Below are 23,221 nucleotides of genomic sequence, written 5' to 3'. Positions count from 1 at the left end.
GCGCCGACGGCTGGGCGGCGTCGGTCCGGGTGATGGCCGTCGGGGTGTCGTGCGACAGGGCGATGTCCGCGTGGGCGATGTCCGGGAGGGTGATGGATGGGAGGAGGCGTTGTGAACCAGGAGGCGGGGCCGACCGCACTGCGTTCGTCCCCGGTACCTGTCCGAGGGCGGATCGGGCAGCTGCGGGACCGCGCATCCGGGCGCCACTCGCCGTTGCGGCGGCTCGACTGGACGCTGCAGCTCTGCGTCATCGGCCTGTCCGTCGTGGGTGCGCTGCTGGTGTGGTCGGCGACCCGCCAGCGCCTCGGCGAGGCCGGCGGCGATCCGCAGACGTTTCTCAAGCGCCATCTGCTGAACCTCGCCATCGGGCTGGTGCTCGGCGCGGTCGCGACCGTGGTCGACTACCGGGTGCTGCGCGCGTACGCGCCGTTCGTCTACCTCGGCTCGCTCGTCGGGCTCGTGGCGGTACTGCTGTTCGGGTCGACGATCAACGGCGCGCACTCGTGGATCGTGCTGCCCGCCGGCTTCCAGCTCCAGCCGTCGGAGTTCGCCAAGGTGGCGCTGGTCGTCGGCGCGGCGATGATCCTGGGGGAGCAGCACGAGGACCGCCACACCGGGATCCGGCGCAGCGCCCCCGGTCACGGCGACGTCCTGCTCGTGCTCGGGCTGACCGTGGTCCCGATCGCACTGATCATGCTCCAGCCGGACTTCGGCACGGTCATGGTGCTGGTCTTCACCACCCTCGGCATGCTGGCGGTCAGTGGGGCGCCGCGGCGGTGGGTGCTGGGGCTGATCCTGTGCGGGGTGCTGTTCGGCGGCGCGATCCTGCAGTTCCACCTGCTCCAGCCGTACCAGGAGGCCCGGCTCACCTCGTTCGTCTCCGAGAACAAGGCATCCTCCGGCACCGGCTACAACGTCGCCCAGGCCATGATCGCGATCGCCAACGGCGGCGTGACCGGCCGCGGTCTGCTGCACGGCCAGCAGACCCAGGGGCAGTTCGTCCCCGAGCAGCAGACCGACTTCGTGTTCAGCGTGGCCGGCGAGGAGCTGGGCTATCTCGGGGCGGGCGGGATCATCGTGCTGCTCGGCGTGGTGCTGTGGCGGGCGCTGTCGATCGGTTTTGCCTCCCAGGACTCCTTCGGCGCGCTGATCGCGACCGGTGTGGTCTGTTGGTTCACCTTCCAGTCGTTCGTCAACATCGGCATGTGCCTGGGAATCATGCCGGTCACCGGCCTGCCGCTGCCGTTCCTGTCGTACGGCGGTTCGTCGATGTTCGCCAACATGATCGCTGTCGGCCTGCTCCAGAACGTCCGCCTACGCTCGCGCTCCGATCCCTACGCGTCGTAGCCGCCGTTCGGCCTTCTTCGTCCGGAGGTCCGGCGAACGCGCGGGTCCGTGCTGGGGTGCCGCCGTGCCGTAGGCTCGCCTGCATGTCCGGACAGTCGCTGTTCGCTCGCCTGGAGCCGCTGCTCCCGCGGGTGCGAAGGCCCGTGCAGTATGTCGGCGGCGAGGGGAACTCCATCGTCAAACCCTGGGACGCCGCCGCGGTGCGCTGGGCCCTGATGTATCCGGACGCCTACGAGGTCGGCCTGCCCAACCAGGGGCTGCAGATCCTCTACGAGATCCTCAACGAGCAGCCGGACGTGCTCGCCGAGCGGACCTACTCGGTGTGGCCCGACCTGGAGGCGCTGCTGCGCGAGCACGGCCTGCCGCAGTTCACGGTGGACGGCCACCGGCCGGTCGGCGACTTCGACGTGCTCGGCGTCAGCTTCTCCACCGAGCTCGGCTACACCAACATGCTCACCGCGCTCGACCTCGCCGGGATCCCCCTGTACGCCGAGCGCCGCGGTGAGTCCGACCCGCTGGTCGTCGCGGGCGGGCACGCCGCGTTCAACCCGGAGCCCATCGCCGGGTTCGTCGACGCCGTGGTGCTCGGCGACGGCGAGCAGGCGGTGCTCGGCATCACCGACGTGATCCGCGCCTGGAAGGCGGCCGGCGCCCCCGGCGGGCGCACCGAGCTGCTCGCCCGGCTCGCCCGCCGACGGCTGGTCTACGTGCCGGCGTTCTACGACGTCGCCTACCGGCCCGACGGCCGCATCCAGGCGGTCACCGCCAACCGCGACGACATCCCGGCCCGGCCGACCAAGCACACGCTGTCCGACCTCGACTCCTGGCCGTACCCGAAGGCGCCGCTGGTCCCGCTCGCCGAGACGGTGCACGAGCGGATGAGCGTGGAGATCTTCCGCGGCTGCACCCGGGGCTGCCGGTTCTGCCAGGCCGGGATGATCACGAGGCCGGTGCGGGAGCGGAACATCGAGACCATCGGCGCCATGGTCGACGTGGGGCTGCGGGCCACCGGCTTCAACGAGGTCGGCCTGTTGTCGCTGTCCAGCGCCGACCACACCGAGATCGGCGAGATCGCGACCGGTCTCGCCGACCGGTACGAGGGCGAGAAGGTCTCGCTGAGCCTGCCCTCGACGCGGGTGGACGCCTTCAACGTCACCCTGGCGAACGAGTTCTCCCGCAACGGCCGGCGCAGCGGGCTGACGTTCGCCCCGGAGGGCGGCTCGGAGCGGCTGCGCAAGGTCATCAACAAGATGGTCAGCGCCGAGGACCTGGTGCGCACCGTCAGCACCGCCTACGCCCACGGCTGGCGCCAGGTGAAGCTCTACTTCATGTGCGGCCTGCCGACCGAGACCGACCAGGACGTGCTGGAGATCGCCGATCTCGCCCGGGAGGTGATCCGGGCCGGCCGCCGCGCCAGCGGCCATCGCGACATCCGCTGCACGGTCTCGATCGGCGGCTTCGTCCCGAAGCCGCACACCCCGTTCCAGTGGGCGGGTCAGGCGTCGCACGAGGTCACCGACGCGCGGCTGAAGCTGCTGCGGGACACCGTACGGGCCGACAAGGAGATCGCTCGCGCCGTCGGGTTCCGCTACCACGACGGCCGTCCCGGCATCATCGAGGGCCTGCTGGCCCGCGGCGACCGCCGCGTCGGCGCGGTGATCGAGCGGGTCTGGCGCGAGGGAGGTCGGTTCGACGGCTGGAACGAACACTTCTCGTTCGACCGCTGGGAGTCGGCGTGCGCCGCCGAGCTCGAACCGCTCGGGATCTCCCTCGACTGGTTCACGACCCGTGAGCGGGACGAGCGCGAGGTGCTCGCCTGGGACCATCTCGACGCGGGCCTCGACCGCGACTGGCTGTGGGCCGACTGGCAGGAGGCGCTGCGCGAGACCGAGCTCGACGACTGCCGGTGGACCCCCTGCTACGACTGCGGCGTCTGCCCCACGATGGGGACGGACACCCAGATCGGACCGACCGGTCGATCGTTGCTGCCGGTGGTGGGCGTGTCGGCGAGTTCGCCGGTGGTCACCGCCCCGGTTGCGGCCGAGGTCGCGGAGGCCGCCGAGGCTGGCAGCGGCGCCGGCGCCGGCGACGGGCCGGCCGGCGACTTCCGGCTCGACCCCGCGGCGGTGGGTAGTGGCACGCCGGCCTGAGGGGCCGCCGCCCCCGCCGGTGGTCCAACGGGTCCGCCTGCGCTTCGCGAAGCGGGGCAGGCTGCGATTCCTGTCACATCGAGATGTGGCCCGTACCTTCGAACGAGGGCTGCGTCGGGCGGCGGTGCCGATGGCGTACTCGGCGGGCTTCAGCCCGCACCCCCGGATCTCCTGGGTGGGCGCCGCGCCCACCGGTGCCGCGAGTGAGGCCGAGTACGTCGAGCTGGCGCTGGCCGCGACGGTGGAGCCGACGCGGTTGCAGGCCGCCCTGGACGCGGCGTTGCCGCCCGGGCTGGACGTGGTGGGCGCCGCGGAGGCCGAGGGAGCCGGGCTCGCGGAGCGGATCGACGCCTCCCGGTGGGTGGTGCGGCTGCCGGGGGTCGCGGAGCCCGAGTTGCGCGACGCGGTGGCCGAACTGTTGCGCCGTGACGTCGTTGAGGTCGAGCGTGCGACCAAGGACGGCCGGCGCCGGTTCGATGTGCGTGCGGCCATGGTCTTGGCCGTTTGTCGTGCAGGGAACGACACGTGTGCGATACTGGAGATGGTCGTGCGGCACACGACGCCCGCTGTGCGACCAGACGACGTGCTGACCGCCCTTGGCGTGGTAGCCGGTCTGCGCCCGTCGGTGCCGCCCGAGCCAACCCGGCTGGAGCAGGGCCGACTGCGCGAGGATAGGACGCTGGCGGACCCGCTGGCGCCGGACCGCAACGACGCTGGCCGGCTAGCAGGTCGGTCATCAGCGTGATGCAGGGCGTCGCAGGCTTTCCCGGCAGCACCCGAGCCGGACCGAGACATTGGCTTCTGCGCGGCCGCGACTGCACCAGGCAGCGCGCCCGGGAGCCCGAGAGGCTTCTTAACCCGTGCCCGACGATGATCTGACCACCCAGACCGAATCCGAATCCACCCGCCCGGCGCCGCGTCGGCGCAGGGCCGCAGGGCGGGCCGCCGGTCCGCCCCCCGAGCACCCGGACGGGTCCGCTCTCGACGGCGCCGTGGCAACCGCCGCTCCGAGCGTGACCAACGACGCGGCCGGCCCCCCGGCCTCCGCGGCCGTTTCCGGTGAGGACACCGCCCCGCCCGGGGAGCCGCCCTCGACCGACGCGCCGGCCACCACCCGGCGGCGGACGAGGACCACCTCCACGACGCGTACCCGCGCGACCAGGGCGAAGGCGGACGACGCGAGCGATGCGGCCGCGGCTCAGGGGGCTGTCACGGCCGATCCGGCCGTCTCCGCCGCCGTCCCGCCTGTCGACCTCTCCACGGCGTCAGCCGCCTCGCCCGCCGACGCCGCCTCGCCCGCCGACGCCGCCACGGCTGTCGGTGACGGCGCGGCCGAGGGCGCCGAGCCCCCGGCGCCGGCCCGGCGTACCCGTGCAACCCGCAGCCGCCGCGCCGTCCGTGACGTCGCCGCGGCGGAGATCCCGACCCCCGTCGAATCCGTGACCGGTGCCGACGCGACAGCGGCAGGATCGTCTGCCGCCGCCGGCACCACGCCGGCCCCGGCCGTCGCCGCGGGCACCGCCACCGCCACCGCCACCGCTGCCAGCACCGAGTCCGGCTCGGTGTCGGCCCCGATCTCGCCTGTCGCCGGGGCGCCGTCCGGGGAGACCGCGGCTGCTGCGCCCGTCGAGGAGACGCCCAAGCCCAAGCGGACCCGTGCCCGCCGGGCCACGTCCGGCCCGGTGACGGCACCGGCCGCACCCCCCGCCGCCGCGGAGGCCTCCGCCTCTGTCACGGAACCCTCTGTCACGGAACCCTCTGTCACGGAACCCTCTGCCACCGAGGCCCCTGCCACCGAGCCGGCCGCCGTCGAGGCCTCTGCCACGGAGCCGTCCGCCGTCGAGCCGGCGCCGGTCGTCGCCGCGCCCACCGAGGCCGGGGGCGGCGAGCCCACCAGGACTCGAGCCACGCGTACCCGGACCACCAGGCGTCGCGCGACGGCCGCCAAGGGCGCGCCCGCCGAGGCCGCCTCCGGTTCCGCGCCGGCAGTCGAGGTGTCGGCCGCCGGATCTTCGGCCGCCGACGTTCCCCCCGGCCTGGCCCCGGCGAGCCCCGGCCCGGCCCCGGCGAGCGAGGTTGCGGCCGGCGAGGTTCCCTCGGCCGCCGTCGCCGAGCCGGCCGCGGTCGCTCAATCGTCGGCCGGTGCCGAACCGTCCGTCGTCGACGCCGCCGTCGCCCAGCCGTCCGGCGTCTCCGAGGCGCCGGCCACGGGCACGCCGCTCGGCTCGACTCCCGTCTCCGCACCCGCCGCAGGTCAGGAACCCGCCGCAGGTCAGGCAACCGCCGAGGGCGAGCAGGCGCAGCCCGAACCGGCTGCCGCCGAATCGGCGCCGGCCGGCGCCCGCACCCGGACGAGGACCCGGCGGGTCACCGCACCGACCTGGGCCGGCATCGGCGACGAGTCGCCCGCCGAGCCCGTCTCCCGCCTGGCGGCTCGCCGCCCGGTGGCGATGGTGACCTTCCAGGCGCCAGAGCCGGCGGCTGCCGAGGCGCGCTGGCGGCGCGCCGACGTCGCGGACGAGGTGGGATCCGCCGCCGAATCGGCGCCGACCGCCGCCGCCGCGCGGCCCGCCGAGCCGGAGCTTGCCGACGAGGACACCGACACCGACACCATCGCCGAGGAACTCGCCGCCGTCGACGAGGACGGGGAGTTCGACGAGGACGACCAGGGCGGCGGGTCGGGTTCCACTCGCCGCCGCCGCCGTGGCCGCCGGGGTCGTGGCCGGGCCCGCGGAGACGAGGACGGCACCGAGACCGACGTCGAGGACGGCGTCGGCGAGACCGACGAGGCCCCGCACGCCGCGGTGGCCGCGGACGCCACCGATCGTCCCGGGCGCGGTGGCGAGCTGGAGCCGGCCGCCGCGGACGGCGGCGAGGCGGCGGATCGCGCCGACGACGGCGACGACGAGGACGAGGACGATCGTGCGGGCGGTTCCCGCCGGCGCCGCCGGCGGCGTCGGCGTGCGGGCGGCGACGAGCCGGCGGTGGTCGACGACCCGCCGAACACGGTCGTCCACGTGCGGGAGATCCGCCGGGACGAGGACCTGGTCCGCGGCCTGAGCGGCTCGACCCGGCTGGAGGCCAAGCGGCAGCGGCGGCGGGAGGGCCGGGACAGCGGTCGGCGCCGCCCGCCGATCGTCACCGAGGCCGAGTTCCTCGCCCGCCGCGAGGCGGTCGAGCGTCGCATGATCGTGCGTCACGCCGGCGACCGCACCCAGATCGCCGTCCTTGAGGACGACGTGCTCGTCGAACACTTCGTCACCCGGGCGAGCTCCGCGTCGTACGCGGGCAACGTCTACCTCGGCCGGGTGCAGAACGTGCTGGCCAGCATGGAGGCGGCGTTCGTCGACATCGGTAAGGGCCGCAACGCCGTCCTGTACGCCGGCGAGGTCAACTACGACGCCTCCGGGCTCGACGGCCGTCCCCGCAAGATCGAGCAGGTGCTCAAGTCGGGGCAGTCGGTCCTGGTCCAGGTCTCCAAGGACCCGATCGGCCACAAGGGCGCCCGGCTCACCAGCCAGATCAGCCTGCCGGGCCGCTACCTCGTGTACGTCCCGGACGGTCAGAACGCCGGCATCAGCCGCAAGCTGCCCGACACCGAGCGGGCGCGACTCAAGAGCATCCTCAAGAAGATCACACCCGAGGACGGCGGCGTCATCGTGCGTACCGCCGCCGAGGGCGCCAGCGAGGCCGAGCTCGAACGCGACATCGAACGGCTCGCCGCGCAGTGGGAGGACATCCAGCGGCGAGCCAAGAAGGCCTCGGCGCCGTCCCTGCTCTACGGCGAGCCGGACCTCGTCGTGCGGGTGATCCGCGACATCTTCAACGAGGACTTCACCGAGCTGGTCGTCCAGGGCTCCGGCGAGGCCGCGACGATCGAGGAGTACATCGACGCGGTCGCCCCCGACCTGCGCCCGCGCATCCGCCGCTACACCGGGTCCGGGGACGTCTTCGTCGACTACCGGGTGGACGAGCAGCTCGCCAAGGCGCTGGACCGCAAGGTCTGGCTGCCGTCGGGCGGGTCGCTGGTCATCGACCGCACCGAGGCGATGACGGTCATCGACGTCAACACCGGCAAGTTCACCGGCAAGGGCGGGAACCTCGAGGAGACCGTCACCAAGAACAACCTGGAGGCCGCCGAGGAGATCGTCCGTCAGCTCCGGCTGCGGGACATCGGCGGGATCATCGTCATCGACTTCATCGACATGGTCCTGGAGAGCAACCGGGAGCTGGTCCTGCGCCGGCTCACCGAGTGCCTCGGCCGGGACCGCACGCGGCACCAGGTCGCGGAGGTGACGAGCCTCGGCCTGGTCCAGATGACCCGCAAGCGGGTGGGCCAGGGCCTGCTGGAGGCATACAGCGAGCCGTGCGTGCACTGCAACGGCCGTGGCGTGCTCATCCACCTCAACGGCGGCGGGCACGCCCACCCGGCGGCCGGTTCGGCCGCTGCCGGGTCCGGCGCCGGCCAGTCCGAACCGGCTGCGGTCGGGTCCGGATCCGGTGGGTCGGGCCGGCGCTCGCGCGGCGCCGCCACCCGGGCTGCCGGCGGCCCCGCGCTCGTCGCGGCCGCCTCGGTCGGCGCTCCCGCCGAAGCCGCCGAGGTGGGTGGCGCCGTGTCGGCGGCGGATCTCGTCCAGCCGGCCGCGGTGGACGACGACGCCGGCATGGCGGCCGGCGCTGCCGGGGGCGCCCCGGACTCGCCGTCGGCACCCGCCGGCGCGGTGGCGGACGCTGCCGCTGCCGGGCCGATCGTGGCAGTGAACGGCAACGGCCATGTTCCCGCGGAGGCGGTTGCGGTGGCCGCCCCGACGGCCCCCCTCGCCCAGACCGGCGGCGGGGACCAGGCACCGCCCGTGTACGCGAACTCCGACGACCCGGACAGCCTCGCCACCACCGACAGCGGTGTGGCCGCCGGCAAGCCCGTCCGGAGCCGGCGGCGCCGGGCATCCCGTCCGGTGTCGAAGCCGGCCGAGTCGATGGAGTCCGTGCCGCCGTCGGTCGAGTCCACCGGCACCTGACCGGCCGGCCGCCGCTCGGCGCGCCGCCGCCGAGCGGGCACGGTCGCGCGAGCCCAGGTAGGTCGCCCGTCCCCTCCGGATCCCACCGGGGGGGGGGAGGGGCGGCGGCCACCTGCGTCGCGGCCGGCGCGTCAGCCTCAGGCGGCGGTCGGACCGGCCGGAGTCTGGGACGTGGCCGGGCCGGAGCGGACGAACCCGCGGCCCGGGTTCTCCCGCATCAGCAGATCCAGGGTGGCCCGGGAGCGGGACAGCGCGACCTCGACGGCCTGATGGGCCCGCCCCGCGTCGCCCATCTGCAACGCGTACGACGCGATCGTCAGCGACTGGACGAGATCGTCCTGATCGGCGAGGTCGGGACTCATCCACTGGCGCGGCGAGCCGTCCTGCCCCGCGTCCCCACCCACCGGCTGCGTCACGGGCACACCCCAGGCGGCCGGATCCCGGCGCCGCAGCGCGATCCACCCCGCCGCCAGCGCGGTCCCCACCAGCCAGCAGGCGCCCGCCCAGGGCGGCACACCGGCGAAGGCGGTGAGGGCCAGGCCGACCACCACCAGCGCTGCCAGCGCGCCGGTCGCGGCCGGCACCGTGCCCGGAACCGAGCCGTGGCGGCGGGCCGCCTCGGCCGCTGGGCGGCATGCCACGGCGAGCGCCATGGCGGTCCCGGCCCCCGCGGTCCAGACGAGCAGTTGCCAGACCATCCCCATCACCCCCGACGCGACGATGTCTCCCACGATGTTGTCTCCGGCGTCGTAGCCTCACGATCCATCGTGGAACTGCGCCATGCGGACGATCCATGCTTCTCCTTCCCCGGCCCGCTCCACCATGGCCCGTCCGGGTCATCCAGAGATATGGCCCGCATGCGGGGGGACGGCGGGGTGCGACCGGGGTGACCGGTCCGCCTCGGATCCGGCCGGACCCAGGCGGGAGATGCCGACCTCGCCGTCTCCGTCGGCCCGTCCGGCGCCCGGCGGGCACCACCGGTGCGGCTCCCGATCGTCACCCCCGCGGCGATGACCTGTAAGGTGGAGTCCGCGCGTTCATCCGGACTGGGCCCGGCCCACCGGAAGAGCCGCCCGACGGCTGCTGTGCGGCCGTCGGCGGCAGGGGGCGCACCCAAAGCTCCGTGGGGAACGTGGTTCCGTGCGGTCACAGCGGTTCAACAACAGCAGGGAGATCTGGTGTACGCGGTCGTTGCCAGCGGCGGCAAGCAGCACAGGGTCGCCGTCGGCGATGTCGTCGACGTCGAGCTCCTTTCCGGAGAGCCGGGCGCGGCCGTGAACCTTCCGGCGCTCCTGCTCGTCGACGGCGACTCGGTCACCCACGAAGCCGGCGCGCTCGCGTCCGTCGAGGTGACCGCCGAGGTGGTCGGCGTCGTCAAGGGTCCGAAGATCCGGATCCACAAGTTCAAGAACAAGACCGGCTACCACAAGCGTCAGGGTCACCGCCAGAAGCTGACGCGTCTCAAGGTGACCGGCATCGAGACCGGGAAGGCCTGAGCGAGATGGCGCATAAGAAGGGCGCGAGCTCCTCGCGCAACGGTCGGGACTCCAACGCCCAGCGGCTGGGCGTGAAGCGCTTCGGCGGCCAGTTCGTCAAGGCCGGCGAGATCATCGTTCGCCAGCGCGGCACCCACTTCCACCCCGGTGAGCTGGTCGGCCGAGGCAAGGACGACACGCTGTTCGCGCTGTCGGCCGGTCACGTGCAGTTCGGCCACCGGCGTGGCCGCCGCGTCGTGAACGTGGTCGAGCAGGTGGCGGCGCCCGCGGCCTGACTCGACCGGACGGCGGATGCCGACCGGCTTAGCCAGGCCTGGCTAAGCCGTCACGGCGCTCGCCGTCCCCGATGCCAAGCACACAGCCGCGCGCATCATCCCGCCTGGGTTTGGTGCGCGCGGTTTTGGCATGTATGTGCCGTGGCACGGGACAAGGCGGGCCGCCGGCTGACGACGGTCCGCAGACCGTACGAAATGAACCAGGGGAGAGGGGGCAGCGATGCCGACCTTCGTCGACCGGGTGGTGTTGCACGCGGCGGCCGGCGACGGTGGCCACGGCTGCGCCTCCATCCACCGGGAGAAGTTCAAGCCGCTGGGCGGTCCGGACGGCGGTGACGGCGGCCGCGGCGGCGACGTCCGCCTCGTCGTGGACCCGAGCGTGACCACCCTGCTCGACTTCCACTTCCATCCGCACCAGCGGGCCTCGCGCGGCCGACCCGGCCAGGGTTCGAACCGCAGCGGCGCGGACGGGGAGGACCTCATCCTCCCCGTGCCCGACGGCACGGTGGTCCTCACCGGCGACGGTGAGCAGCTCATCGACCTGGTCGGGGCGGGCAGCGCGTTCGTGCTCGCCCGCGGCGGGCGCGGTGGTCGGGGGAACGCGGCGCTGGCCTCCGCCCGCCGCAAGGCCCCCGGATTCGCCGAGCTCGGCGAGCCGGGCGAGTTGCTCGACGCCGTCCTGGAGCTCAAGACGGTGGCCGACGTCGCGCTCGTCGGATTCCCCAGCGCGGGGAAGTCGTCCCTGGTGTCGGTGCTGAGCGCCGCCAAGCCCAAGATCGCCGACTATCCGTTCACCACCCTCGTGCCCAACCTCGGAGTGGCCCAGGCGGGGGATCATCCGCCGTACACGGTGGCGGATGTCCCGGGCCTCATCCCCGGGGCGAGCGAGGGGCGCGGCCTGGGCCTGGAGTTCCTCCGGCACATCGAGCGCTGCTCGCTGATCGTGCACGTGCTGGACTGCGCGACCCTCGAGCCGGGACGCGACCCGCTGTCCGATCTCGACGTCATCGAGGCCGAGCTCGCGGCGTACTCCGCCGACCTGTCCGACCGTCCCCGGCTCGTCGTCCTCAACAAGATCGACGTGCCCGACGCCGCCGACCTCGCCGACCTGGTCACCGCCGACCTGCGGGCCCGCGGGCTCGACGTGTTCGCGGTGAGTAGCGCCACCCGGCGGGGAGTGCATGCGCTGTCGCTGGCGTTGGCGGAGCGGGTCGCGGCGCTGCGGGCTGCGGCGCCGAGCCGGACCGCGACCCGCGTCGTGCTGCGTCCGCGGGCGGTGAACGAACCCGACTTCGCCGTGACGTCGCACGGCGATGGTTTCCTCATCACCGGGGCGAAGCCGCAGCGGTGGGTGCGCCAGACCGACTTCACCAACGACGAGGCCATCGGCTTCCTCGCCGACCGGCTCGCCCGGCTCGGGGTGGAGAAGGAGCTCGCCCGCCTCGGCGCGACCGCGGGCGTCGAGGTCACGATCGGCGACGTCACCTTCGACTGGGAGCCGACCCTGAGCGGCGGTGGACTGGGCGGGGTCGAAGTTCTGGGCGGCGGCGGACTGGGCGGCGGCGACGCCGTGGATCGTCTCGGCGCCGACGAGCCGGGCGCGGATGTCCAGGCCGCGACGGCGGGGGAGCGCAACCCGGGCGTCCCGACGGTCATGCCGCCGCGTCCCGCGGGTCGCGCGGCCGCCGTGGCGGCGTCCCTGGGGCCCCGTGGCAGCGACGACCGGCTCAGCGGCTCGGTCCGGCTCACCCGGGCCGAACGGATGGCCCGGGCACGGCGCGCCCGCCTGGCCGACGCCGACATCGAGGCCGCGGGCGCCGCGGGCGCCGACGCCCGGACGGGCGGCGCCGTCGACGCGGACGCGTAGGCGCCGACATGCGGGCGTTCGTGGCCGACGCGCAGCGGGTCGTCGTCAAGGTCGGGTCGTCCTCGCTGACGACGGCCGCGGGCGGACTCGACGTCGCCCGCCTGGAGGGGCTCGTGTCCGCGCTGCTGCCCAGGGCCGGGCAGCTCGTGCTCGTCTCCTCCGGGGCGATCGCCGCCGGTCTCGCCCCGCTGGGGTTGGCCCGCCGGCCGCGTGACCTCGCCACCCAGCAGGCCGCGGCCAGCGTGGGGCAGAGCTCCCTGGTCCACAGCTACGCCGCGGCCTTCGGCCGGGCTGGCTACCGCGTCGGCCAGGTGCTGTTGACCGCCACCGACGTCATCCGCCGCACCCACTACCGCAACGCGCGTACCGCGCTCGACCGGCTCCTCGAGCTCGGCGTCGTTCCGATCGTCAACGAGAACGACGCGGTGGCGACCCAGGAGATCCGCTTCGGCGACAACGACCGCCTCGCCGCGATCGTCGCCCACCTGGTGTCTGCCGACCTGCTGGTGCTGCTGTCGGACGTGGACGGCCTCTACGACGCCAACCCTCGCCACGGGCCGGCGAACCTGCTGCGCGAGGTCCGCTCGGACGCGGATCTCGCCGGGCTCACCGCCCGCGGGACGGGCACCGCCGGTGTCGGCGTCGGCGGCATGGCCACCAAGATCGAGGCTGCCCGCATGGCCGCGTCCGGTGGAGTCACCGCGATCATCACCTCGGCGGTGAACGCCGCGCCCGTGCTGCGCGGCGAGGAGGTCGGGACGGTGTTCCATCCCACCGGCCCGCGCCGGGCCTCCCGGCTGCTGTGGCTGGCGCACGCCACCGCGCCGGAGGGGCTGCTGCGCCTGGACGACGGGGCCGTCGCGGCAGTCGTGCGGCGGCGGGCGTCGTTGCTGCCCGCCGGGGTCACCGGCGTCGAGGGCGACTTCGCCGCGGGCGATCCCGTCGATCTCGTCGATCCCGACGGGCGTCCGGTGGCCAGGGGGCTGGTGGCGTTCGACGCGGCGGAGCTGCCGGCGATGCTGGGGCGGTCCACCGCCGAGCTCGCCGCCGAACTGGGCCCCTCCTACGAACGGGAGATCGTGCACCGGGACGACCTCGTCCTGCTGCTGCCGACCCGCTGATCTCTGCGCGGCCTCGCCGCCAGGGCCGCTTCGGCCGCCGCCAGGGCCGCTCCGGCGGGGCGGCGGGGCGGGTCAGGGAGTGGTCTCGACCCGGCTGCCGTTCGCGCCCTTGACGACCCGGATCTGGTTCGGGATGCGCTGGCGCAGGTCGGCGACGTGGCTGACGACCCCGACGAGCCGTCCGCCGGAGCGCAGCTCGTCGAGGACGGTCATCACCTCGTCCAGGCTGTCGGGATCCAGCGTCCCGAAGCCCTCGTCGATGAACAGCGCGTCCATCCGCCGTCCGCCGGCCTCGGCGGTCACGACGTCGGCGAGCCCGAGTGCCAGCGACAGCGCTGCCTGGAATGTCTCGCCGCCGGACAGTGTCCTGGTGTTGCGTCGGCGGCCCGTCCACGCGTCCTCGACGAGCAGGCCCAACCCAGCCCGCCGGCGCCGGTCTCGCCGCTCCTCGGTGTCGTGGACGAGGGTGAAGCGCCCGGCGCTCATCACGGTGAACCGCCGGCTCGCCGCGGCCGCCACCTCCTCCAGCCGGGCCGCGAGCACGAAGCTCGACAGCGGCATTCCCTCGGTGTTGCCGCCGCGGCCCGCGGCGAGCTCGGCGAGCTGATGCAGCTCGTCGGCCTCGGCGCGCAGGGGACCCAGCGCGGTGAGATCCGCGGCGAAGGTGGTCTGGAGGGCGGCGAGCTCGGTGGCCCGCCCGCTCGCCCGCGCGAGCGACGCGACGGCCGACTCGTGCGCCTGCCGAGCCGCCTCGGCGGCCGCTTCGTGCTCGGCGAGGGGCACGGTGGTGTCGGGGTCGACGGCGAGATCGTCGCCGGCCAGTGCCGCGGCGACCGCGGCGGTCTCCTCCCGGTACGCCTGGACCTCCTGCTCGGCGGTCCGGAGCCAGGCGTCCTCGCGGACGGCAGCGGCGGCGTCGTCCAGGTCGGTGAACCCGGCCTGGCGGACGAGATCGAGTGCGGTGAGGCCGGCCCGGACGTGCTCCGCGCGGGCCCGCTCGGCCGCCAGCTCCGCCTCGTGCGTGGCCTCCTGGTCGGCGGCGAGCGCCGTCACCGCGTCCAGCCGGGCCGTCAGGGCCTCGGCGTCGCGCAGGTCGGCGGGTACCGCGGCGAGCCGCGTCGCGGCCAGCCGGCGCATCTGCGAAGCGCGCAGCCGGGCGGCCTGCTCGCTGGACTGCGCCGCGGCCAGGCGGGCGGCGGCGTCCTTCTCCTCCTCGTACCCGGCGAGCAGGGCAGCCTCGGCGGGGGACAGGTCCGCGGCGGCCCGGGTGCGGGCCGCCACCAGGTCGTCCACGCCGGCGACGAGCTCCTCGAGCCGGCGCGCCGCCGCGGGCGCCCGGTCGTCGAGCAACTCGACGAGATCGAAGCGCCGCACCTGGGCCAGCGGGTCGGGCGGGGGCGGGTCGTCCTCGCGCGGGCCTGGCGGGCCAGTCGGGCCTGTCGGGGCGGTCGGGCCTGTCGGGGCGGTCGGGTTCGAGGGGTCGGACGGCTCGCGGGCCAGCTCGGCATGCAGCGTGCGGACCTGCGTCTCCCACCGGTCGGCGGCGCGCAGTGCGGCCGCCGCGTCGTCCGTGAGCCGGTCCGCCTCCTGCTCGGCAGCGGTCTCCTCGTCCTTGCTCACATGATCGGCGCGGACCTCGGCCGGATCGGGGTGTTCGAACGCGCCGCAGACCGGACAGGGCGTGTCGTCGACGAGTGCCGCGGCGAGTTCCGCGGTGATCGCGTCGAAGCGCTGCCGGCGTACGTCCCCGGCGTGCGCTCGGGCCGCGGCGGCGCGATCCCGGGCGGTCTCGGCATCCCGGCGGGCGCGGTGCTGCTCGGCGACGGCGTCGGCCAGCTCCCGGGTCCACCGGGCCCGTTCGGTCAGAGCCGGCAGCGCGGCGCCGGCCCGGCGTGCGGTCGTCACCCGGGCCTCGGCTGCCGCCCGGACCGCCGGCAGCTCCGCGTCGAGCCGGCCGGCGAGTGCCTCGGCGTCGCGTCGATGCTCCTCGGCCTCGAGCTCTGCCTCCTGCGCGGTCCGGTCGTCGTCCTCCGCCTCCGCCCGGGTCCGCGCCAGTCCCTCCAACCGGCCGATCTCGACGTGGGCGAGCCGGACGAGTCCGGCGAGCTCCTCGACGCAGGGGGGCTCGCTCGGGCCCTCGCCCGGGTCGGCACGGAGCAGACCCGGAGGGTGACCGGCCAGGCGCTGCCAGGCCGCGTCCGCCGCCACGCGGGACTGCTGGGCGGCGGCGGTGCGCCGGCGCAGCTCGGTCAGCGCGGGGGTGACGACCGCGGCCCGTCGAGCCGCATCGGCGTCGGCGGCGAGCAGGTCGACGGCGACTCGGCGATCGTCCAGCTCGTCGCGGCGCGCCGTGAGCGCCCGGCGCCGGTCGACGCGGCGCACGAGGTCGCGGGCGTCGGCGAGCGCGGCGTCGGCGGCGGTGCGGGCCTGCCCGGCGGCCTGGTGTGCCGCCTCGGCCTCGGCCGCCGACGCGTCCGCCCGGCGGGCCAGCTCGGTGGCCCAGCCGGGATCGTCCGTCGGGTCGGCGGGCTCGGTCACCCCGGCGACCTGGGCGATCCGCGCGGCCACCCGACCGAGCTCGACCGTGGCGACCGCCAGCCCGTCCCGGCCGCTCTTGGCCCGGTCGCGCAGCCACTGCTCGGTGAACTCGAAGCGGCTGACGTGGAACAGCGTCTTGAGCAACTTCTCCCGCTCGTCGTGCCCGGCCTGGAGGAAGTCGGCGAACCGTCCCTGCGGCAGAATGATGACCTGGAAGAACTGGTCGTGGGTCATCCCCAGCAGCAGGCCGATCTCGTGCCCGACGTCCTGCGGCCGGGTGGCGATGGTGTCCCAGCCGTCGGCGGTGTGCCGGTCCAGCCGGGCGGTGGGATGGGCCCGGGTGGTGCCGCCGCCGCGCCTGGGCCGGTCCCACGCCGGGCTGCGGGTGATCCGGAAGCGCCCGGCCGAGACCGAGAACTCCAGGCTCACCTCCGGTCGGACCGAGGCGTCGGCGTGGTGGGACCGCAGGTCCGGGCCACCGGCGATCTTCCCGCGCATGCCGGGGACCTCGCCGAACAGCGCGAAGCCGATCGCGTCGAGCAGCGTCGTCTTGCCCCCGCCGGTCTCGCCGCACAGCAGCAACAGGCCGCCGCCGCTCACCCGGTCGACGTCGACGTCGACCCGGCCCGGGAAGGCTCCGAACGCCTCCAGCCGCAGTCGGTGGGGCCGCATCAGGCCGCCTCCTCGGCGATTCGGGCCGCGTCGAGGGCCTCGGTGAGCAGCGTCTGTTCCCGCGGCGACGGATCGCTGCGCACGTGCGCCACGAACGCCGTGGCGATCTCCAGGTCGCTCCGGCCGCGGGTCCGTTCGCCGAAGCTGCGCTCGTCGGCCGCGCCGGCCGGTGGTTCGTGGGCGAGGCGCAGCGCGTGGGGGAAGCGTCGTTGCAACGTCGCCATCGCGTCACCCGGCCGCACCGGGTCGGTCAGCACCGCCGAGACGAAGTCCCGTTCGTGGGCGGCGAAGGGCGCGGCGGTCAGCAGCTCGTGCAGGGTGCCGCGCAGCACCGCCATCCGCCGTTCGGTGGGCACCTCCACGCTCCGGACCGCCCGGACCCCGTCGAGACCGATGTCCACCAGCAGGGAGGTCTTGCGGTCGGCGGCCTCCGAGAAGGAGAAGGCCAGCGGCGAGCCGCTGTAACGCACCGCGGGCGTGATCGCCTGGGGACGGTGGAGATGACCGAGCGCGGTGTACGTGATGCCGTCGAACAGGCTCGACGGCACGTTGCCGACCCCGCCGACGGAGATGTCGCGTTCGCTGTCGCTGCCCGCGCCACCGGTGACCCAGGCATGCGCGAGGACGACGCTGCGGGCGCCCGGGTGGCCACCGAGGTCGGCCCGCACGGCACGCATCGCGCGGCGCATCGTCGCCGCCTGCGAGTACCCCGCCGTGGCAGCCGCGTCGGTCAGGTCCAGGCCGACCGGGTCCAGGCCGACCGGGTCCAGGCCGACCGGGTCCGCGCCGGTGGGGGGCTCGGCCTGCGCCGCGGGCAGCAGCGCGTTCGCGGTCGCCGGTTCCAGATAGGGGATCGCGTAGATCCGCACGGGGCCGGCGGCGTCCTCGACGACGACGGGGACGCCCACCGCGGCCGGGTCCGTCCTGATCCGGATCCGCGGGTCGAGCAGGCCGGCCTTGTCCCCCAGGCGGCGCGCGGCATCGTGGTTGCCGCTGATGGCCACGACCCGGGTGCCCGCGTCGCGCAGCCGCGAAAGCGCCTCGTCGAACAGTTCCAGCGCGCGCACCGGCGGGATGGCGCGGTCATGCACGTCGCCGCCGACGAGGACCACGTCGACGGACTCCGCCCGAACGACCTCGACGAGATGGTCGACGAACGCGGCCTGGGCCGGCAACAGGTCATGGCCGTGCAGGCCGCGGCCGAGATGCCAGTCGGAGGTGTGCAGGGCGAGCATGCGAGCACGGTAGGCAGGCGCCCGCGGCCGATCGGCACGGGGGTCCGGCGTGGTCGTGGCATCGGGCCGTCGGGCAGCCAGAACGCCCGAATCGTCACCCGGTCGGCGCGGGCGGCCGCGAGTGCCGCCCGGCGCCGGTAGCCTCAGAACAGTGGGCTGCGCCGCGGCGCCCGCACTTACGGAGGATCCGAAAATGATCACCTCTGCGGAGGCTGTCCGAGACGTGGCAGTACGCGCGAAGGCGGCGGCGGCCCTGCTGGCCCCGGTCAGCCGCGGGAAGAAGGACCGGGTGCTGCTCGCGATGGCCGAGGCGCTCCTCGCCCGGTCCGCGGGGATCCTCGCCGCCAACGCCGAGGATGTCGCGGCGGCGCAGGCGGCGGGAACGCCCGGTGCCATGGTCGACCGGCTCACCCTCACCGAGGCCCGCCTGGCGGGCATGGCCGACGGGCTGCGTCAGGTCGCCACGCTGGACGACCCGGTCGGCGAGGTCGTGCGCGGGCGGGTGCTGCCCAACGGCATGGAGCTGCGGCAGGTCCGCGTCCCGCTCGGCGTCGTGGGGATCATCTACGAGGCGCGGCCGAACGTCACCGTGGACGCCGCGGGGCTGTGCCTCAAGAGCGGCAACGCGGTACTGCTGCGCGGCAGCGCCTCCGCGGTGCGATCCAACACCGCCCTGGTGGAGGTCCTGCGCGACGTCGCGGCGGCGGGCGGCCTGCCGGCCGACGCGGTTCAGCTCGTCCCCGGCCTCGACCACGACTCCGTCAAGCACCTGATGCGCCTGCGGGGGCTCGTCGACGTGCTCATCCCCCGGGGTGGGGCCGGGCTCATCCGGGCGGTGGTGGAGGAGTCGACCGTGCCGGTCATCGAGACCGGGGTCGGCAACTGCCACGTCTACGTCGACGTCGACGCCGATCTCGACCAGGCGCTCGCGATCACCGTCAACGCCAAGACCCACCGGGTCTCGGTCTGCAACTCGGCGGAGACGCTGCTGGTGCACCGCGCCGTGGCGGAGCGGTTCCTGCCGCGGGTCCTGGCCGCGCTGCACGACGCGGGTGTCGCCGTGCACGGCGACGAGGCCGTGTGCGCGGCGGACCCGCGCGCCGTGCCCGCCACCGAGGACGACTGGGCCGCCGAGTACCTGTCGCTCGACATGGCCGTGCGCGTCGTGGACTCGCTCGACGACGCGGTGGCGCACATCCGCCGCTGGGGCAGCGGGCACACCGAGGCGATCGTCACCCGCTCGCTCGGCGCCTCCCGGCGCTTCATCACGAGCTGCGACTCGGCGGCGGTGATGGTGAACGCCTCGACCCGGTTCACCGACGGGGAGCGGTTCGGCATGGGCGCCGAGATCGGCATCTCCACCCAGAAGCTGCACGCGCGGGGGCCGATGGGCCTGCCCGAGCTGACCTCGACGACGTGGGTCGGCGTCGGCGACGGTCACCTCGTGAGCTGACCGATCCCGGCGGCGGCCGGGGGTGCCGCGGTCCCGGTACGCACGCACGGCGTTCGCCCGTCAGGGCCGGACCAAAGCCGCGGGCGGGGCGTAGTCGCCCGTCTGGGGCTTCATCCTGGCACTATGGACGTGGCGATGCTTGACACGGGGACGGAAGGTGGCCATGTCGCTTCAGGAACACGCTTTCGCCGACGTCGCGGACGTGCGGGAACGCCTCCGCGGGACCGGATACCTCGCGGACGAGGCGATCGCCACCACGGTCTTCCTCGCCGACCGGCTGCGTAAGCCGCTGCTCGTGGAGGGTCCGGCGGGGGTCGGCAAGACCGAGCTCGCCAAGGCCCTGGCCACCTCCGTCGGCGCCGAGCTGATCCGCCTGCAGTGCTACGAGGGCCTCGACGAGGCCCGCGCGTTGTACGAGTGGAACTACAAGAAGCAGCTTCTGCGCATCCAGGCCGGTTCCGGTGACGGCGGCACGGAGGGCTGGCAGCAGGCCCACGACGACATCTTCAGCGAGGAGTTCCTGCTGTCCCGGCCGCTGCTCACGGCGATCCGTCGCGAGGAGCCGACGGTGCTGCTCATCGACGAGACCGACAAGGCCGACGTCGAGGTGGAGGGCCTGCTGCTGGAGGTGCTGTCGGACTTCCAGGTGACGATCCCCGAACTCGGGACGATCAGCGCGACCCAGCGCCCGTTCGTCATCCTCACCTCGAACGCGACCAGGGAGCTGTCCGAGGCGCTCAAGCGGCGCTGCCTCTACCTGAACCTGGACTATCCCTCGGCCGAGCGGGAGAAGGAGATCGTGCTCTCCCGGGTTCCGGACCTGCCGGAGAAGCTCGCCGAGTCGCTGGTCCGGATCGTGCGCGCGCTGCGCGCGATGGAGCTGAAGAAGGCGCCGTCCATCGCCGAGACCATCGACTGGGCGCAGACGATCCTCGCTCTCGGTTTCGACACCTTCGACGAGGCGGCCGTCGCCTCCACCCTCGGCGTGGTGCTCAAGCACGCCAGCGACCAGGCCCGCGCCATCGGCCACCTCAAGCTCACCGCGAACTGACCTGCGCGAAGAACTGACCTGCGCGAACCGACTACCGCCGAACCACAACCGCGGCGGCCATCGCCACGGCCGCCCGTCCACAAGGGGGCGCCGGCATGAGCCTGCTGGACCGCACCGTCGAGTTCACCGCCGCCCTACGCCGGGCCGGTGTTCCGGTCAGCAGCGCCGAGACGGTGGACGCAGCCCGCGCCGTCGGGGCCCTGGGCTGGGCCGACCGCGACGCCGTGCGGGCGTCGTTCGCCGCGACCCTGTGCAAGCGGCCGGTGTACCGGGCCGCCTTCGACACGCTGTTCGACCTGTACTTCCCGCCGCGCATCGGCGACGGTGTCTCGCTGGACGACCTCGCCGACGACCCGACGGCCACGGGCGACGGCGCGGCCGGCGACGGCGAGCCGGATCCCGGCGACCTGACGCCGGAGGAGCTCGAGGCGCTGCGGCAGGCGCTGCGCGACAAGCTGCTCGACGCCCTGCGTGACGGCGACGACGAGGCACTGCGTCAGCTCGCCCGGCAGGCGGTGAGCGCGTTCGGATCGGCGCGGGGCAGTGCCGGCCGGTCCTGGTTCCTGTACCGGGTGCTGCGCGCCATGTCCGCGGAGACGCTCATCTCCGACCTGCTCTCGGCGCTGCTGGGCGACTCCGAACGTGGCGGCCTCGCCGAGCGGGCCGCCCGGCAGACGATCACCGACCGGATCCGCGAGTTCGAGGAGCTGGTGGGCGCGGAGGTGCGGCGCCGGATGGCCGAGGAACGCGGCATCGAGGCCGTCGAGCGCAGCGCGGTCAAGCCGCTCAGCGACCAGGTCGAGTTCCTGCGCGCCTCCCAGCGCGACCTCGTCGAGCTGCGCCGGCAGGTCTACCCGCTCGCCCGCCGCCTCGCGACCCGGCTGACCGCGCGGCGCCGCCTCGGCCGCACCGGCCGGCTGGACTTCCGGCGCACCGTCCGCGCGTCGCTGGCCACCGGTGGCGTGCCGGTGGACACCAAGCACCGTCCGCACAAGCCGCACAAGCCCGAGCTCGTCGTGCTGTGCGACGTCTCCGGTTCGGTGTCGTCGTTCGCGCACTTCACCCTGATGCTGACCCACGCGCTGCGCGAGCAGTTCGCGAAGGTCCGCGCGTTCGCCTTCATCGACACCACGGACGAGGTGACCCGCTACCTGCGCGGCCTCGACCTCGGCGACATGATGGCGCGGATCTCCGGTGAGGCCGACCTCGTCTGGTTCGACGGGCACAGCGACTACGGCCACGCCATCGAGGTCTTCGCCGAGAAGTACCCGGAGGCGGTGGGGCCGAAGACGTCGCTGCTCATTCTCGGCGACGCGCGCAACAACTACCGGCCGACGTCGGCGACGGTGTTCCGGCGGCTGTGCGCGCAGGCCCGGCACTCCTACTGGCTCAACCCGGAGCCGCGCACCTACTGGGGTTCCGGCGACTCGGCGACCGACGTCTACGCCGAGCTGGTCGACGAGATGGTCGAATGCCGCAACATCGACCAGCTCCAGGTCTTCATCGAGCGCCTCCTGCCCTCCTGACCCGCTCGCCTGGGGTTGCCGGGCGCCGGTCGGGACCGGATCGCTCAGTCGGCGGGGGCAGGCGCGACGCTGCCGACCGGGCTTGCGGGGATGGCGGTCGCCGGCATGACGGCGCCGGGGACGGGCGAGACGCCCGTGCCGGCGAGCGCCTCGGTGCGTCGGCGCGGGACGCGGCCCGTTCCCGGGTTCGTCCAGGCGGGCCGGCGCCGCTGCACCGGCCGTTCGACGAAGTAGTACGACGCGCTCGCCAGACCCATGCTGATGACGAGCGCCACGCCCGCCGCGGGCACCCGCCCGACCCGTGGCATCAGCTTGTCCAGGGCCGTCCCGGTGACCGGGAAGTGCCACAGGTAGAAGCTGTAGGAGATCCGGCCGATCCAGCTCATCACCCGGGTACTGAGAAAACGGGCGAGCCAGGCCGGATGCTGCTGGTCCGCGGCGAGGACGGCGACGGCGGCGATCGCGGCGACCACCGTGTAGCCCCCGTAGGCCAGCCAGTTCGGCCGGCCGTGCAGGTCCGGGCCGAACACGAACAGGGCGACCAGGGCCATCAGCGCCGCCGGACCCAGCCGGGCGACGTCACGCAGGACCGCCGCCTGGCGGGGGCCGCGGGCGCTCCAGCCCAGCGCCGGGGGCGCGACAGCCTGATGCCGCCACACCCCGAGCAGGCAGCCGACCAGCAGCGAGTCGACGCGAGCGTCGGGCCCGAAGTAGATCCGCAGGTTCTCCTGACCGTCCACGATGAGGATCTCCCGCCAGATCACCACGACCAGGATCGCGCTGATCAGCAGGGTCGGCAGCCGGCGCCGCAGCCGCGAACGGCCGCAGATCACCACCAGCGCCAGCGGCCAGAGCAGGTAGAACTGCTCCTCCATGGACAGCGTCCAGGTGTGGCCGAACCACGAGTCGCCGCCGGGTGGGTCGAACGTCCGCTGAATGTTCGCCACGTAGAACACCGAGGCCAGGCCGTTCCAGAGGAACTGGACCTGGTCGCTGTGGTCCTTGAGTAGCAGCACCAGCGGCACGCCGACGACGGCGAAGACGTAGAAGGCGGGAAGCAGCCGGAATGCGCGCCGTCCCCAGAAGGCGCGCAGCGAGATCCGGCCGGTGCGGTCGCGTTCGGCGAGGAGCAGGCCGGTGATGAGGAAGCCGCTGAGAACGAGGAACAGGTCGACGCCCAGATACCCGCCCGGTAGCAGGCCCATGTGATGGACGAAGACGGCCAGCACGGCGATGGCCCGCAGCCCGTCGAGGGCGGGATTATGCGGTTTCGCCGGCGCGGGCGGTAAGGCGGCGCACGCACCGGCCCCCGCGCTTCCCGGGGCCGCAGACGTGCTGTCCGCCGCGGCGTTCTCGGGTGTGGGTGTCACGGTTTCCCCCCAAAGATCCACACTGCGAGTGCGCTGAGCACCGTTGCACGGTAGTCGCCCGGCGAGGGGGGACGCGGGCACCTTCGCCCGATCGGTACCCGA

General features: G+C 74.2%; 15 protein-coding genes. 11 read left to right on the top strand and 4 right to left on the bottom strand.

What is annotated here, in order from left to right:
* Positions 1–111: 111 nt before the first annotated feature.
* From rodA to AC5R91_RS11020, 4 genes are all read left to right on the top strand, one after another.
* Positions 112–1,347 (top strand): rod shape-determining protein RodA, encoded by a 1,236-nt coding sequence (gene rodA, locus AC5R91_RS11035; protein ID WP_495397049.1) that lies wholly within the window; start codon positions 112–114, stop codon positions 1,345–1,347.
* An 83-nt stretch (positions 1,348–1,430) separates the two neighbouring features.
* Positions 1,431–3,497, top strand: a complete 2,067-nt coding sequence (locus AC5R91_RS11030) for a TIGR03960 family B12-binding radical SAM protein (protein WP_495397047.1) — start codon at positions 1,431–1,433, stop codon at positions 3,495–3,497.
* The gene (locus AC5R91_RS11025; protein ID WP_495397046.1) at positions 3,481–4,242 is read left to right on the top strand and encodes a TIGR03936 family radical SAM-associated protein; all 762 of its coding nucleotides are present in this window, start codon (positions 3,481–3,483) and stop codon (positions 4,240–4,242) included. Before AC5R91_RS11030 ends, AC5R91_RS11025 begins: the two co-directional genes overlap by 17 nt.
* Before the next feature lie 115 nt (positions 4,243–4,357).
* Positions 4,358–8,515 carry an Rne/Rng family ribonuclease gene (locus tag AC5R91_RS11020; protein WP_495397045.1) on the top strand — a complete coding sequence of 1,386 codons (4,158 nt, stop codon included), beginning with the start codon at positions 4,358–4,360 and terminating at the stop codon, positions 8,513–8,515.
* A 137-nt stretch (positions 8,516–8,652) separates the two neighbouring features.
* On the opposite strand, the gene AC5R91_RS11015 is transcribed toward AC5R91_RS11020, so the two are convergent.
* Positions 8,653–9,246 carry an MFS transporter gene (locus AC5R91_RS11015; protein WP_495397044.1) on the bottom strand — a complete coding sequence of 198 codons (594 nt, stop codon included), beginning with the start codon at positions 9,244–9,246 and terminating at the stop codon, positions 8,653–8,655.
* A gap of 447 nt (positions 9,247–9,693) precedes the next feature.
* Here AC5R91_RS11015 and rplU point away from each other — a divergent pair, with 447 nt between their 5' ends.
* The 4 genes from rplU (at position 9,694) to proB (ending at position 13,274) form a co-directional block, all read left to right on the top strand.
* The gene (gene rplU, locus AC5R91_RS11010) at positions 9,694–10,011 is read left to right on the top strand and encodes a 50S ribosomal protein L21 (RefSeq protein WP_495397043.1); all 318 of its coding nucleotides are present in this window, start codon (positions 9,694–9,696) and stop codon (positions 10,009–10,011) included.
* 5 nt (positions 10,012–10,016) lie between these two features.
* Entirely contained in the window at positions 10,017–10,286 is a 270-nt protein-coding gene (gene rpmA, locus AC5R91_RS11005) for a 50S ribosomal protein L27 (protein ID WP_009739808.1), read from the top strand.
* A 220-nt stretch (positions 10,287–10,506) separates the two neighbouring features.
* Positions 10,507–12,153, top strand: a complete 1,647-nt coding sequence (gene obgE, locus AC5R91_RS11000; RefSeq protein ID WP_495397042.1) for a GTPase ObgE — start codon at positions 10,507–10,509, stop codon at positions 12,151–12,153.
* Between the two features lie 8 nt (positions 12,154–12,161).
* Positions 12,162–13,274 (top strand): glutamate 5-kinase, encoded by a 1,113-nt coding sequence (gene proB / locus AC5R91_RS10995; protein ID WP_495397041.1) that lies wholly within the window; start codon positions 12,162–12,164, stop codon positions 13,272–13,274.
* A 72-nt stretch (positions 13,275–13,346) separates the two neighbouring features.
* On the opposite strand, the gene AC5R91_RS10990 is transcribed toward proB, so the two are convergent.
* Positions 13,347–16,484, bottom strand: coding sequence for an AAA family ATPase (locus AC5R91_RS10990; protein ID WP_495397040.1), 3,138 nt, complete (start codon positions 16,482–16,484; stop codon positions 13,347–13,349).
* Positions 16,484–17,719 (bottom strand): exonuclease SbcCD subunit D, encoded by a 1,236-nt coding sequence (locus AC5R91_RS10985; RefSeq protein ID WP_495397039.1) that lies wholly within the window; start codon positions 17,717–17,719, stop codon positions 16,484–16,486. Before AC5R91_RS10985 ends, AC5R91_RS10990 begins: the two co-directional genes overlap by 1 nt.
* Before the next feature lie 193 nt (positions 17,720–17,912).
* Between AC5R91_RS10985 and AC5R91_RS10980 the strand changes: the two genes are divergently transcribed.
* The 3 genes from AC5R91_RS10980 (at position 17,913) to AC5R91_RS10970 (ending at position 21,749) form a co-directional block, all read left to right on the top strand.
* Complete coding sequence (locus AC5R91_RS10980) at positions 17,913–19,172, top strand: glutamate-5-semialdehyde dehydrogenase (protein ID WP_495397038.1); 1,260 nt, start codon at positions 17,913–17,915, stop codon at positions 19,170–19,172.
* Between the two features lie 163 nt (positions 19,173–19,335).
* Positions 19,336–20,223, top strand: a complete 888-nt coding sequence (locus AC5R91_RS10975) for an AAA family ATPase (protein ID WP_495397037.1) — start codon at positions 19,336–19,338, stop codon at positions 20,221–20,223.
* A gap of 95 nt (positions 20,224–20,318) precedes the next feature.
* A complete protein-coding gene (locus AC5R91_RS10970; protein WP_495397036.1) occupies positions 20,319–21,749 on the top strand; it encodes a vWA domain-containing protein in 1,431 nt (476 codons plus the stop codon).
* Positions 21,750–21,793: 44 nt separating this feature from the next.
* Here the strand turns inward: AC5R91_RS10970 and AC5R91_RS10965 are convergent, their stop codons facing one another.
* Positions 21,794–23,119: an acyltransferase family protein gene (locus AC5R91_RS10965; RefSeq protein ID WP_495397035.1), complete on the bottom strand. Its 1,326-nt coding sequence runs from the start codon at positions 23,117–23,119 to the stop codon at positions 21,794–21,796.
* Positions 23,120–23,221 lie beyond the last annotated feature (102 nt).

It is taken from the genome of Frankia sp. BMG5.60 (assembly GCF_059428125.1).
The sequence above is the reverse complement of the archived record's forward strand: the minus strand, read 5'-3'. Positions and strand labels throughout refer to the sequence as shown.